Origin of the sequence: Pseudomonas sp. RW3S2 (genome assembly GCF_014268955.1) — a bacterium.
GTDB lineage: Bacteria > Pseudomonadota > Gammaproteobacteria > Pseudomonadales > Pseudomonadaceae > Aquipseudomonas > Aquipseudomonas wayambapalatensis.
Genome location: NZ_JABWRM010000001.1, coordinates 386,536 through 399,967 on the forward strand (window position 1 = coordinate 386,536; position 13,432 = coordinate 399,967).

Consider the following 13,432-nt stretch of genomic DNA (forward strand, 5'->3'; position numbering starts at 1 on the left):
ACTCCGGAGCAAAAAGGAAAACGCGGTCCCGATCAATCAGTCTGGCACGCGGGCGCGGGTTCGTCAGCGCAGACGATGGTCGCAGTGGCAGGTGGTCGCAGGGGCCCCTGTGGGAGCGGGCTTGCCCGCGAAACGGCCAGCGCCGCTCTAAGCCTTTGCCCCTCGCGTCCCCAGCCAATAGAACAACGCCGCCAGCACCACCGACAGCACCAGCAGGTAGAACACCGCCACCGGCACCACATAGCCCAGGGCAAACCCGACCAGCACAGGCCCCAGCGCCGCGCCGAGGTTGGAGAGGTTCTGTGCGCCATAGTAGACGCCGCGCAGATGCTCCGGCGCGATCAGGTCGATGAACATGTACTCGGCGGGAATCACGATGATCTCGCCGAGGGTGAACACCAGCATGGCCAGGCACCAGGCCAGCACCGAGCCGGCCAACGAGAAACCCACCAGCCCGGCGATGAACAGCGCCATGCCAGCCATCAACCAAGGCATCAGGTGTTGGCGGCTGATGCGTCGACCGATCAGGTATTGCAGGGCGATCACCGTCACCGCGTTGGTCGTCACCAGCACCCCGACCAGCCGCGCCGCTTCGGCAGGGCTGGCGGTCACCACCAGGAATTGCGACAGGTAGGCCGTGAACTGGCCGAACACCACCGCGCTGAGCACCCCGCCCAGGGTGAAGCACACCAGGCGCCGGTCCCGCGCCAGCCCCATGGCGACCTGAACGAAGCCGGCACCGGGCCGTTGCGGCTCGCTGGGGCGCAGTTGGCGATCGCCCAGACGCTGGTAGACCAAGCACATGAGCAGGCCGATCAGCGCCGAGACCAGGAACGGCAGATGGCCATCGAGCTCGATCAGCGCCACTCCCAGCAACGGGCCGACGGCATAGCCGATGTTGCTGAGGGTGTACTTGATGGCGAACACCTCGGCGCGCTCCTCCACCGGCAGCAGGGCGCAGAATCCGGCCTTGCTGGCGATGTCGACCACCGCCAGGGCGAGGTTGATCAGCACCAGGCACAGGAAGAACAGCGCCACCGAGGGGCTGAACATGGCGACGGCGAACGACAGCGTGAACACCAGGGTTGCGACGATGATCACCGTATGGTTGCGCAGCGTGTCGACCAGATGACCGCCATACAGGCTCAGCAACGAGGCGACGATCAGTGCCCCGCCGATCAGCAGGCCGATATGGCTGACCGACAACTGGAAGCTGTCCGACAGATAGACGACCAGATAGGGCAGGGTGATCGCGCGCGCCAGGGTCAGCACGAAGGTGGTGAGCAGCAGCAGGCGGACAGCGGAGGGATAGCGTTTCAGTGCGGCGAGCATTGCCACATCCTTGTTGTTGGAATTGTCGCAGGCAGCAAGCATAAGCCACCGGCTCTGGCTTGCGCTATATCTGCATAATAGATAACAGATAGAGAAAATAACCGTTATATGGATATTCTTTGCGGGCATAAGATGATTCCACCTTACACGAGGAATCTTGCCATGACCTGCCCACAGACTCGCGCTGCGTCCTTGCGGCCCTTCCACCAGTTGGCCCGCCCGCTGGAAGTGATCCGTCAGTTCACCCCGAACTGGTTTGCCGCGACCATGGGCACCGGTGTCCTCGCGCTGGCCTTGCGGCAGTTGCAGATACCGGCGCTGCATGGCGTGGCAGAAGGGCTCTGGTGGCTGACCATTGGCCTGTTCATCCTGTTCTGCGTGCTGTACGGCGCGCGCTGGTTGCTGTTCTTCGACGAGGCGCGGCGGATCTTCGCCCACTCCACGGTCTCGATGTTCTTCGGCACCATCCCCATGGGTCTGGCGACCATCCTCAATGGCGCGCTGGTGTTTGGCCTCGAGCGCTGGGGCGACGGCGTGCTGCCTTGGGTCGAGGCGCTCTGGTGGCTGGACGTGGCGCTGGCACTGCTGTGTGGCGTGGCAATCCCTTATCTGATGTTCACCCGCCAGGAGCACAGCATCGACCAGATGACTGCAGTGTGGTTGCTGCCGGTGGTAGCGGCCGAGGTGGCGGCGGCCAGTGGTGGCCTGCTGGCGCCGCACCTGGCGGATGTCCATGCGCAGTTCCTGGTGGTGGTGACCAGCTACGTGCTGTGGGCGGTGTCGCTGCCGGTGGCGTTCAGCATCCTGACCATCCTCATGCTGCGCATGGCGCTGCACAAGCTGCCGCCGGCCAACATGGCCGCATCCAGCTGGCTGGCGCTGGGCCCGATCGGCACCGGGGCGCTGGGCATGCTGCTGCTGGGCGGCGATGCGCCCGCAGTGTTCGCGGCCAATGGCCTGGGCAACCTGGGTGAAGTGGCACGCGGGTTGGGACTGGTGGCCGGGATGGTGTTGTGGGGCGCTGGCCTGTGGTGGCTGCTGACCGCAGTACTGATCACCCTGCGCTACATGCGCCAGGGCATGCCGTTCAACCTGGGGTGGTGGGGCTTCACCTTTCCGCTGGGGGTCTACAGCCTCGCCACCCTGAAGCTGTCGGCCTGGCTGGGCCTGGGTTTCTTCACCGTGTTCGGGCAAGTGCTGGTAGCGATGCTGGCGGTGCTCTGGCTGGTGGTGGCGAGCCGCACGCTCAAGGGCGCCTGGCGTGGCGAGCTGTTCGTCTCGCCCTGTATCGCAAATCGTTGAGTGCGTGGATCTTTTAGCGGGTGATCGTTCAAGCCGATAGGCGGAGGATTGACAGCGTTCAGGACAGCAGGAATACTCTCGGAAAAATTCATATATATGTTTATATAACAAGACCAGAGACAGGCCTCCATGAACACTTTGCCCGGTGATGCGCGTCTGCCCCGCTATCAACAACTGCGCGACCATATGGTCGAGCAGATCGCCAATAACCGCTGGCGCCCTGGTGAGGCCATTCCCACCGAAGCGGCCCTTGCCAGTGAGTTCGACATGTCGGTCGGCACCGTGCGCAAGGCCGTCGATGTGCTGGTGACCGAGGGCGTGCTGGAGCGCCAGCAAGGCCGCGGCACCTTCATTCGTCGGCCGCAGTTCCATTCCTCGCTGTTCCGCTTCTTCCGTTTCGAGTCGGCCAACGGCGAGCGTGCCGTTCCCGAGAGCCGCATCCTGTCCATCGAGCCAGTCCCGGCGCCCTCGGCGGTTGCCAGTGCCCTGGGCTTGGCGCCGGAAGCCGAAGTCATTCACATCGTGCGCCTGCGTCTACTCGGTGCCAAGCCGGTACTGGCCGAGGAAATCTGGCTGCCGCGCCAGACGTTCCAGCCACTGCTTGAGGTCGAGCTGGACCGCAAGGGCCCGCTGCTCTACCCGATCTATGAAGAGCTGTGCGGCCAGGTGGTGGCCTATGCCGAGGAGACCCTCACGGCCGAGTCGGTCGATGCCGTTCATGCGCGCCTGCTGCAGATGCCGGAGGGCAGTCCGGTGGTGGTGATCGAGCGTCTGGCCCGTGACTACGCCGGCAAACCGTTGGAATGGCGCCGTTCGCGCGGCCATGCCGAGCACTTCCGCTACCGCATCGATATTCGCTGACCGGGCGCTTCACGCCCCGTTGTGACGTCCGGCGCCGTGCCAGCACGGTGCCGTGGTTCTGCCTGCCCGGCCGGCGTGCGTCCGGCCGCTCTCTGACCTCTCACACACGACATAGAAGGATAAGAAATCATGTTCAGTTGGTACCGCGAAATCACCTCGCGCGAACGCAAGACGTTCTGGGCCTGCTTTGGTGGCTGGTCGCTCGATGCCCTTGAAGTGCAGATGTTCGGCCTGGCCATCCCGGCGCTGATCGCCGCGTTTTCCCTGACCAAGGGCGATGCTGGGCTGATCAGTGGTCTGACGCTGGTCACCTCGGCGATCGGTGGCTGGCTTGGCGGTACGTTGTCCGACCGTTACGGCCGGGTGCGCACCCTGCAGTGGATGATCCTCTGGTTCTCCTTCTTCACCTTCCTGTCGGCCTTCGTCACCGGCTTCTACCCGCTGCTGTTCGTCAAGGCCATGCAGGGCTTCGGCATTGGTGGCGAGTGGGCCGCAGGCGCGGTGCTGATGGCCGAGACCATCAACCCGAAATACCGCGGCAAGGTCATGGGCACCGTACAGAGCGCCTGGGCCGTGGGCTGGGGCCTGGCGGTGGGGCTGTTTGCGCTGATCTATTCGCTGGTGCCGCAGGAGTTCGCCTGGCGGGTGATGTTCTTCGTCGGCCTGCTGCCGTCGCTGCTGATCATCTGGGTGCGGCGCAACGTACCCGAGCCGGACAGCTTCCGGCGCCTGCAGAAGGAAAACACCATTCCCGTCAGCTTCACCAAGTCCATGGCCGGCATCTTCCGTCCTGAACTGCTGCGCGTGACCCTGCTGGGCGGGCTGCTGGGTTTGGGCGCCCATGGTGGTTACCACGCGGTGATGACCTGGCTGCCGACCTTCCTCAAGACCGAGCGCAACCTCTCGGTGCTCAACTCCGGCGGCTACCTGGCGGTGATCATCTTCGCCTTCTGGTGTGGTTGCGTGGTCAGTGGCCTGCTCATCGATCGTATTGGTCGGCGCAAGAACATCCTGCTGTTCGCCCTGTGCTGCGTGCTGACGGTGCAGGCCTACGTGTTCTTCCCGCTGAGCAATACGCAGATGCTGTTCCTCGGCTTCCCGCTGGGCTTCTTCGCCGCCGGTATTCCCGCGAGCCTGGGGGCGTTCTTCAACGAACTGTACCCGGCCGACGTGCGCGGTGCCGGGGTGGGCTTCTGCTACAACTTCGGCCGGGTGCTGTCGGCCGTGTTCCCGTTCCTGGTCGGTCACATGAGCGAATCCATGTCGCTGGGGGCAGCCATCGGCATCGATGCCGGCATCGCCTACGGCGTGGCAGTGATCGCCGCACTGTGCCTGCCGGAAACCCGCGGTCGCAACCTCGAGGCCCCTGCCTCGCCGCAGGTTGCGGGTGCGGTCGCCAAGTAACCTTCAATCGTCCCGAATGAGCATCATGCCGCAAACCCCTATATCCCCATTCACCGCGATCGACAGCCACGCCCACGTGTTCAGCCGTGGGCTGAACCTGGCAGCAGAGCGCCGTTACGCACCCACCTACGATGCGCCGCTGGGCGACTACCTGGCCCAGCTGGCCGGGCACGGTTTCAGTCATGGCGTATTGGTGCAGCCGAGCTTTCTCGGCACCGACAACAGCTACCTGCTGGCGGCGTTGCAAACTGCGCCCAGGCAATTGCGTGGGGTGGTGATGCTCGATCCTGGCGTTGCGCGCGACACCCTTGAGCAGATGGCGCGCCTCGGGGTACGCGGCGTGCGCCTGAACCTGATGGGGCAGGCCTTGCCTGATCTGCGCGACGCCGGTTGGCGGTCACTGCTGGAGCTCATCGGCGATCTGGGCTGGCATGTCGAACTGCATCGGCAGGTGGCCGATATACCGGCACTGGTGCGTGCCTTGCAGCCATATGGTGTGGATATCGTGATCGATCACTTCGGCAGGCCGGATGCACGCCTGGGGTTGGGGCAGCCGGGGTTTGCCGAGCTTCTGACCCTGGGCGGGCAGGGCAAGGTGTGGGTGAAGGTGTCGGGGATCTATCGGCTGGGTGGCTCGCCCGAGCAGAACCTGGACTTCGCCCGCCAGGCGCTGTGCGCCCTGGAGGCGCACTATGGCGCGGACCGGTTGATGTGGGGCAGCGACTGGCCGCATACCCAGCATGAGTCGGTGATGAGCTTTACGGCGGTGGTCGAGCAGTTCGATGCACTGGGCTGCTCGGCTGCGCTGCGTCGGTCGCTGTTGGTGGACACGGCGCGGGGGCTGTTCGGGTTCGCGTAGGGGCAACTGTCTTTTTCACAATCTAAAGGCCAGCCCAATCCTTGTAGGAGCGGGCTTGCCCGCGAACACGGGCGTAGCCCGTGCCAGGCACCGCGGTGTGCTTTTCGCGGGCAAGCCCGCTCCTACAAGAGGTTCTCGGTCTGTCAGAGGCGGAACCGGCTGATCATCTGCTGCAATTGCCCACCCAGTCGCGCCAGTTCGACGCTGGACACCAAGGTCTGCTCACTGGCCTCGGCGGTCTGTTCGGAAATATCCCTCACCGTCACCACGCTGCGGCTGATCTCCTCGGCCACAGCGCTCTGCTGCTCGGAGGCTGCCGCAATCTGCTGGTTCATCAACTGGATGCCCGATACCCGCTGAGTGATGCCCTCCAGCGCAACGCCGGCCTCACGTACCAGCGCCACGCTGCTTTCGGTCAGGCTCTGGCTTTCTTCCATCAGGTCGCTGACCGAGCGCGTGCCTTGCTCCAGGCTGCTGATCGCCGATTCGATCTCTTCGGTCGAGGCCTGGGTGCGCTGGGCCAGGCTGCGTACCTCGTCGGCGACCACGGCAAAACCACGACCGGCCTCGCCAGCGCGGGCGGCCTCGATGGCGGCGTTGAGCGCCAGCAGGTTGGTCTGCTCGGCCACGGCCTTGATCACGTCCATCACCTTGCCGATGCGTTGGCTTTCGTTGCGCAGGGCGTCCATCGCCTCATTGGTGGCATCGACCTGGCTGGCCAGGCGGCCGATCTGGGTCACGGCGCGGGTGACCACACTGTCGCCTTCGCGGGCCTCGAGATCGGTGGCGCTGGCGGCCACCGAGGCTTCGCCAGCATTGCGCGCCACTTCCTGCACGGTGGCGGCCATTTCCTGCATCGCGGTGGCGACCTGGTCGGTCTCCTGGCGCTGGCTGCTGGCGCCGGCGCTGGTTTGCGCGGTGATCGCCGAGAGCTCCTCGGTAGCACTGGCAATCTGCGAGATGCCGTCGCGCACGCCGCCGATCAGTTGGCGTAGCTTGGTAGTCATGCCATGCAGGCTGTTCTGCAACTGGCCGAGTTCATCACGGCGACTGCTGCTGGGTTGTTCGCCCAAGTTGCCGTCGGCCACCTCCTCCAGGGCGTGCAGGACCCGTTGCAGCGGCTGGCTGATCTGCCGGGCGATCAGTATCGCCAGCAGGGCGCCGAGCAGCAGGGCAAGGGCGGTGGTGGCGAACTGCAGCGTCTTGGCGAACTGACTGTCATTGACCACGGCCACCGCTTGGCTGTCGAGCAATTGGCCGATCAGGGTGGTGAGGGTCGCGACGTCGTTGCCCATGTTGGCGCGGTAGTCCATCAGTTTGCGGGTTTCGCCGCGGAAGGCCTCGACGGCGGCGGCGTAGGCGCGCACCTGTTCGTTCAGTTGGCGGAATTCGTCGGCGAACTGGCCATTGAATGCCGCGGTCAGGGCTGGCAGGTCGTTCACCGTGGTGGCGATCTGTGCATTCATCGCCTGCTCGGTGTCGGTGTTGGTGTTGCCGGTGTAGCCACGCACTTGGTAGCGCAGCAGGATCAGGTTCTCGCGGATCTGATTGATCGCTTCGCTGCGCACGTAGCGCTGTTCGGCATCGGGCAACGCGCGGACCTGCTTGCGGATGCTGTCGATCGTGGCGAACGACTGGGTTGCAAGCGCGCCCATCTCTTTTTGCGCCGCGCGCATGATGCGGTACGACTGCAGGCTCAGTTCCTGGTTGCGGGCGTAGGCCTGCAGGGTCTGCTCGGCCTTGTCGAGGGTCTGCAGGTTGGTCGCGTTGCGCATGATGCCGTGGAGTTTCGTCAAACGGGCCTGGAAGGCCGCCAGTGTCTGTTGCAACGCCTTGTCTTGTGCTTCGTCGCCACTGGACATGGCGTGTTGCAGGCGCGCCTCGCGCAGATCGCCCAGGGCATCGTTGAGGGCGGAAACATCGCTGACCACTTCGCTGCGCCGCACCATGCTGCCCAGGGCGTCCCAGCCAATCAGCGACTGGGCCAGGGTCAGCACGAGGACCAGGCCAAAACCGAGGCCGAGTTTGTGTGCGATCTTCAGATCGCCGAACCAGGTGAACATCTGCTGCTGTACTCCTTTTCTTGTGCGTTGGAGGAGAGCCGAAGGCTGATCCTGTTACCGGATTTAGTCATCTATATGAATTATCGGCAGCCTTGCAATAATCTGAAAAGGGTTTGCAGAAAAAATAATGGCATATAGCCATTAATCGATTCGTTGTGCGTGATGCGGTTCGCAGGCCAGTTGCCAGGGATGGGAAATCCCGTGCAGATTTGTGGCTTCTCGCGATGAGCAGACCTCCAATTGACAACGCCCTCTCAGGAACAAGGACGATGAGTCATTCCTCGCAATTCACCTTGCTCGGCAAGCGGCGCTTCCTGCCGTTCTTCATCACCCAGTCGCTGGGTGCCTTCAACGACAACCTGTTCAAGCAGTCGCTGATCCTGGCGATCCTCTACAAGCTCAGCCTGGAGGGCGACCGTTCGATCTGGGTCAACCTTTGCGCGCTGCTATTCATCCTGCCGTTCTTCCTGTTCTCGGCGCTGGCCGGGCAGTTTGGCGAGAAGTTCGCCAAGGATGCGCTGATCCGCGCGATCAAGCTGGCTGAAGTGGTGATCATGGTGATTGGCGCGGTGGGCTTTCTCAGTGATCACCTGGAACTGATGCTGCTGACATTGTTTGCCATGGGCACTCATTCGGCGCTGTTCGGGCCGGTGAAGTACTCGATCCTGCCCCAGGCCTTGCGCGAAGACGAACTGGTCGGCGGCAACGGGCTGGTGGAAATGGGCACCTTCCTGGCGATCCTGGCCGGCACCATCGGTGCCGGGGTGATGATGTCCTCGGGCAACTACGCCACGGTGGTGGCCGGAGGCATCGTCGGCACTGCGGTGCTCGGCTACCTGGCCAGCCGCTGGATCCCGCGGGCGGCGGCGGTGGCGCCGCAGATGAAGCTGGATTGGAATATCTTCAAGCAGTCCTGGGCCACCTTGCGCCTGGGCTTGGGGCAGACCCCGGCGGTGTCGCGCTCGATCGTCGGCAACTCGTGGTTCTGGTTCGTCGGGGCGATCTACCTGACGCAGATCCCGGCTTACGCCAAGGACTGGCTGCATGGCGACGAGACCGTGGTCACGCTGGTGCTGACGCTGTTCTCGGTGGGCATTGCCGTGGGGGCGCTGCTGTGCGAACGCCTGAGCGGGCGCAAGGTGGAGATCGGCCTGGTGCCGTTCGGCTCGTTCGGCCTGACCCTGTTCGGCCTGCTCTGGTGGTGGCATTCGGGTGATGTGCCAGCCGCTGCTGCGCCACACGATTGGCTGAGCCTTTTGGGCATGAGCCAGGCCTGGTGGATCATGGTCTCGATCGTCGGGCTTGGTGTGTTCGGCGGTTTCTACATCGTGCCGCTGTACGCCTTGATCCAGGCGCGTACGCCTGAAGACCAGCGCGCCCGGGTGATCGCCGCGAACAACATCCTCAATGCCCTGTTCATGGTGGTCTCGGCGATCGTCACCATCGTCCTCTTGAGCCTGGCCGACCTGAGCATCCCGCAGCTGTTCCTGGTGGTGTCGCTGCTCAACATTGCGGTCAACGCCTACATCTTCCGCATTGTTCCTGAATTCACCATGCGCTTCCTGATCTGGCTGCTCAGCCATTCGATGTACCGCGTCGAGCACCGCGACCTCGATCGTATCCCTGACGAGGGGGCGGCGCTGTTGGTGTGCAACCATGTGTCTTTCGTCGATGCGCTGCTGATCGGCGGTGCGATCCGTCGACCGATCCGTTTCGTCATGTACTACAAGATCTACAACCTGCCGGTGCTCAACTTCGTGTTCCGCACTGCCGGGGCCATCCCGATTGCCGGGCGCAGTGAGGACGAGGCGACGTACGAGCGGGCCTTTGCGCGCATTGCCGAGTACCTGCGGGCGGGTGAGGTGGTGTGCATCTTCCCGGAAGGCAAGCTGACCGCCGATGGTGAGATCGATGTGTTCAAGGGCGGGGTCAACAAAATTCTCCAGGAAACCCCGGTGCCGGTGATTCCGCTGGCTTTGCAGGGGCTGTGGGGGAGCTTCTTCAGTCGCGATCCGGCCAAGGGCTTTCTGCGCCGGTTATGGTCGCGGGTGACCCTGGTGGCCGGTGCCGCCATCCCGGTGGAGGCGGCCCAGCCTGAAGCGCTGCGCGAGAAGGTCAGTGCCCTGCGCGGCGACTTGCGTTGAGGGAAAGGGCGAAGGTCAGCTGGCGCTGACCTTCAGGCCGATCAGGCCGGCGACGATCAGCGCAACGCTGAGCAGTCGTACCAGTGCCATGGATTCGCCGAACAGGATGATCCCGGCGATTACCGTGCCGATCGCGCCGACGCCGGTCCAGATGGCGTAGGCAGTGCCCAGCGGCAATTCCTTCATGGCCAGGCCAAGCAGGCCCAGGCTCACGGCCATGGCGGCGACGGTCAGTGCGGTAGGGAGTGGGCGAGTGAAGCCATCGGTGTATTTGAGGCCGACAGCCCAGCCGACTTCGAACAGGCCGGCGAAGAACAGGATGATCCAGGACATGATGATTCTCCATCGTTGAAAGATGGGGCCGTCCCCGGATTGGTCACGCGTTGCGTCGTGAGGTCGTCCTCACAGTGCGCACTATATTGCACATCTGTAGGGTTGCAGGCAAGTGGTGGCTGTCCGGGCCTCTTCGCGGGCAAGTCGCGGCGGCGAACCGCCGCTCCTACAAGGTATCCAGCTGTCTTGAGTGTGGGAGCGGGCTTGCCCGCGAAGAGACCCCCGCTCAGTGCCCGACTTGCGCCTGTTCCTCCCCAGCACCGCGGGGCTCTTCCATGCGCCTGAACCAGGTCGAGAGCAAGGCCCCGGAAATGTTGTGCCAGACACTGAACAGCGCGCTGGGCACCGCTGCCAGCGGTGAGAAATGCGCCGCTGCGAGGGCCGCGCCCAGGCCCGAGTTCTGCATCCCCACCTCCAGCGCCAGCGACTTGCGCTGCGCCAGGGGCAGCTTGCACAGCTTGCCGGTCAGATAGCCCAGCAGGAAGCCGAAGCTGTTGTGCAGGATCACCACCGCCATGATCAGCAGGCCGGACTCGGCGATCTTCGCCTGGCTGGCCGCGACCACCGCGCAGACGATCATCACGATGCTCACCACCGACACCAGTGGCAGCACCTGCACCGCCACCTGTACGCGCGCGCCGAGCACCTTCTGCGCCAGCACGCCGAGCACGATCGGCAGCATCACCAACTGCAGGATCGACCAGAACATGTCCATGAACGAGACGGGCAGCCAGGCCGAGGCCAGGAACCAGATCAGCGCCGGGGTCAGCAAGGGGGCGAGCAGGGTGGTGACTGCGGCGATGGCCACAGCCAGTGCCAGGTCGCCCTTCGACAGCCAGACCATCACGTTCGAGGCCGTGCCGCTCGGGCAGCAGCCGACCAGGATCACGCCCACGGCGATTTCCGGCGGCAGGTGAAACAGTTGGCACAGCAGCCAGGCAACGCCCGGCATGATCACGAAATGCGCCACCACTCCCAGCGCCACGCGCCAGGGTTGACGGGCGAGGGCAGCGAAATCGTCGAGCTTGAGCGTAAGTCCCATGCCGAACATCACCAGCCCCAGCAGCGGCACGATGGCCACCTTAAGGGCGATGAACCATTGCGGTTGCAGGTAGGCCAGGCAGGCGAACACCAGGACCCAGAGGGCGAAGGTGTTACCGACGAAACGGCTGAAGGCGGCGAGGGCACGCATGGGGGATTCCTTTTCTATTTATAGCTTTGTGGCATTCACTGGCCTCTTCGCGGGCTTGCCCGCGAAGAGGTCGGTACTGGCGACAACACAACCACCCCAGCACCGGCCCTTCAACTTGAATCAGACCCCCTGCGGAATCTCTTCCCCACCCAGGGCCTCGAACAGCACCGGCAGGAATTCGTTGAGGGTCATCATCATCAACAGGAAGCTTGCGTCGAACTGTTGCGCGGCTTCGTCGCCACCATCCTGCTCGGCCTGCTCCTGCAGCAGTTCCTCGAATTTCAGGCGCTTGATCACCATCTTGTCGTCGAGCACGAACGACAGCTTGTCCTGCCAGGCCAGGGCCAGTTGCGTGACCAGCTTGCCGGTGCTCAGGTGCAACTGGATTTCCTCGCTGGCCAGGTCCTGGCGCTTGCAGCGCACGATGCCACCGTCTTCGGCGGTGTCGCGCAGCTCGCATTCATCCAGTGGATAGAAGCCTTCGGCAGGCTGCTGCGACTTGACCCAGTCGGTCATGGTCGCGGTCGGGGCGATCTTCACGGTGGCCGGGCGCACCGGCAGCGAACCCATGACTTCACGTAGCGTGGAGAGCAGGTCTTCGGCGCGCTTGGCGCTGGCCGAGTTGACCAGGATCAGGCCCTGGCGCGGGGCGATGGCAGCGAAGATCATCGAGCGGCGGATGAAAGCACGCGGCAGGAAGGCCTGGATGATCTCGTCCTTGATCTGGTCGCGTTCCTTCTTGTAGACCTTGCGCATCTGCTCGGTCTCGATCTCTTCGACCTTCTCCTTGACCGCATCGTTGACCACGCTGCTGGGCAGGATACGTTCTTCCTTGCGTGCGGCAATCAACAGGAATTCACCGCTGACGTGCACCAGGGGAGCGTCTTCGCCCTTGCCGAACGGAGCGACGAAGCCGTAAGTGGTCAGCTCCTGGCTGGCGCAGGGGCGGGCCGGCTTGCTGGCCAGGGCGGTCTCCAGCGCTTCAGGCTCGAACGGGACATCCTGGGTCAGGCGGTAGGTCAGCAGGTTCTTGAACCACATGAGGGGGAATCTCTCCTTAATGCATAAGGCGGGCATTATTCTCCGAGCAGTGGTTGCAGGCCAACCCTGTCAGAGGGCCAGCAGTGACTTATTCATAGGTCTTTGAAAGATCAGATAAAAAATTTGAAAAAAGTGCTTGCCAGGGTACAGGGTCCTCCGTAGAATGCGCGCCACACCGAGACGAAGGGTGATTAGCTCAGCCGGGAGAGCATCTGCCTTACAAGCAGAGGGTCGGCGGTTCGATCCCGTCATCACCCACCACTCGATGTATAGCGCAGCGGTAGTTCAGTCGGTTAGAATACCGGCCTGTCACGCCGGGGGTCGCGGGTTCGAGTCCCGTCCGCTGCGCCATATTCCAGCTTCCAGGGCCCACTGAACACCCGGAAGCCACAAAGAAAGCGACCTTAGGGTCGCTTTTTTTGTTTGTGCCTCGCAAAACGCCCCGGGGGCTGTCGGTCGACAGTCCCCGGGGCGTTTCAGCTTCAGGGTTTGGCCACGTGCCAGACCTGGCCGACACCTTCGCCGGTGGTATCGCCCGGCTTCTGATCCTTGACCCAACTGTACAGTGGCTGGTCTTTGTAAGCCCACTGCTTGCTGCCGTCGTCACGGGTAATCACGCTGTAGCCATCGGCGGCCAATTCTGCGCACATTGACCGTTGCACGCCGACTTGCCAGCGCTGTCCTTGGTGAAGGTGTAGAGGGTCAGGCCTTTGCTGTCGACCAGGACCTTGCCAAGGGCGCTGTCGCCGACCTTCGCGGGGGCGTCCGCCAAGGCCAGGCCAGACACGCAGGTCAGAGCCAATGAAAGAACGAGTGCGCTTTTCTTCAACATGAGAGATACCTCTGGCGGTTATTCGAATCTGTTCGGGGGAATGATGGCTTTATGCATCGGCCATGCAGG

General features: G+C 63.5%; 10 protein-coding genes, 2 tRNA genes and 1 pseudogene. 7 read left to right on the forward strand and 6 right to left on the reverse strand.

Going from position 1 to position 13,432, the window contains the following annotated elements:
* Positions 1 to 147: 147 nt before the first annotated feature.
* Positions 148 to 1,332 carry an MFS transporter gene (locus HU748_RS01850; protein ID WP_186718996.1) on the reverse strand — a complete coding sequence of 395 codons (1,185 nt, stop codon included), beginning with the start codon at positions 1,330 to 1,332 and terminating at the stop codon, positions 148 to 150.
* 162 nt (positions 1,333 to 1,494) lie between these two features.
* On the opposite strand from HU748_RS01850, the gene HU748_RS01855 reads away from it, so the two are divergent.
* The 4 genes from HU748_RS01855 to HU748_RS01870 all read left to right on the forward strand — a co-directional run bounded on the left by HU748_RS01855 (position 1,495) and on the right by HU748_RS01870 (position 5,758).
* Positions 1,495 to 2,634: a TDT family transporter gene (locus HU748_RS01855; RefSeq protein ID WP_186711372.1), complete on the forward strand. Its 1,140-nt coding sequence runs from the start codon at positions 1,495 to 1,497 to the stop codon at positions 2,632 to 2,634.
* A 129-nt stretch (positions 2,635 to 2,763) separates the two neighbouring features.
* Complete coding sequence (locus HU748_RS01860; protein ID WP_186711373.1) at positions 2,764 to 3,495, forward strand: GntR family transcriptional regulator; 732 nt, start codon at positions 2,764 to 2,766, stop codon at positions 3,493 to 3,495.
* A 129-nt stretch (positions 3,496 to 3,624) separates the two neighbouring features.
* Positions 3,625 to 4,899 carry an MFS transporter gene (locus HU748_RS01865; protein WP_186718997.1) on the forward strand — a complete coding sequence of 425 codons (1,275 nt, stop codon included), beginning with the start codon at positions 3,625 to 3,627 and terminating at the stop codon, positions 4,897 to 4,899.
* A 25-nt stretch (positions 4,900 to 4,924) separates the two neighbouring features.
* The gene (locus HU748_RS01870) at positions 4,925 to 5,758 is read left to right on the forward strand and encodes an amidohydrolase family protein (protein ID WP_186718998.1); all 834 of its coding nucleotides are present in this window, start codon (positions 4,925 to 4,927) and stop codon (positions 5,756 to 5,758) included.
* A 143-nt stretch (positions 5,759 to 5,901) separates the two neighbouring features.
* On the opposite strand, the gene HU748_RS01875 is transcribed toward HU748_RS01870, so the two are convergent.
* Complete coding sequence (locus tag HU748_RS01875) at positions 5,902 to 7,821, reverse strand: methyl-accepting chemotaxis protein (RefSeq protein WP_186719002.1); 1,920 nt, start codon at positions 7,819 to 7,821, stop codon at positions 5,902 to 5,904.
* Between the two features lie 269 nt (positions 7,822 to 8,090).
* Between HU748_RS01875 and HU748_RS01880 the strand changes: the two genes are divergently transcribed.
* Complete coding sequence (locus tag HU748_RS01880) at positions 8,091 to 9,965, forward strand: MFS transporter (RefSeq protein ID WP_186719004.1); 1,875 nt, start codon at positions 8,091 to 8,093, stop codon at positions 9,963 to 9,965.
* A 15-nt stretch (positions 9,966 to 9,980) separates the two neighbouring features.
* Here HU748_RS01880 and sugE read toward each other — a convergent pair whose 3' ends face one another.
* From sugE to rdgC, 3 genes are all read right to left on the reverse strand, one after another.
* Positions 9,981 to 10,298 (reverse strand): quaternary ammonium compound efflux SMR transporter SugE, encoded by a 318-nt coding sequence (gene sugE, locus HU748_RS01885; RefSeq protein WP_186667108.1) that lies wholly within the window; start codon positions 10,296 to 10,298, stop codon positions 9,981 to 9,983.
* Between the two features lie 226 nt (positions 10,299 to 10,524).
* Positions 10,525 to 11,490 (reverse strand): bile acid:sodium symporter family protein, encoded by a 966-nt coding sequence (locus tag HU748_RS01890; protein ID WP_186719006.1) that lies wholly within the window; start codon positions 11,488 to 11,490, stop codon positions 10,525 to 10,527.
* A 120-nt stretch (positions 11,491 to 11,610) separates the two neighbouring features.
* Positions 11,611 to 12,531 carry a recombination-associated protein RdgC gene (gene rdgC, locus HU748_RS01895; RefSeq protein ID WP_054890921.1) on the reverse strand — a complete coding sequence of 307 codons (921 nt, stop codon included), beginning with the start codon at positions 12,529 to 12,531 and terminating at the stop codon, positions 11,611 to 11,613.
* Positions 12,532 to 12,716: 185 nt separating this feature from the next.
* Between rdgC and HU748_RS01900 the strand changes: the two genes are divergently transcribed.
* Both HU748_RS01900 and HU748_RS01905 read left to right on the forward strand, forming a co-directional pair.
* Positions 12,717 to 12,792 (forward strand) — tRNA-Val (locus HU748_RS01900).
* Positions 12,793 to 12,805: 13 nt separating this feature from the next.
* Positions 12,806 to 12,882: transfer RNA gene (locus tag HU748_RS01905), tRNA-Asp, on the forward strand.
* Between the two features lie 131 nt (positions 12,883 to 13,013).
* Here HU748_RS01905 and HU748_RS01910 read toward each other — a convergent pair.
* A pseudogene (locus HU748_RS01910) lies at positions 13,014 to 13,363 on the reverse strand (hypothetical protein).
* Positions 13,364 to 13,432: the final 69 nt, after the last annotated feature.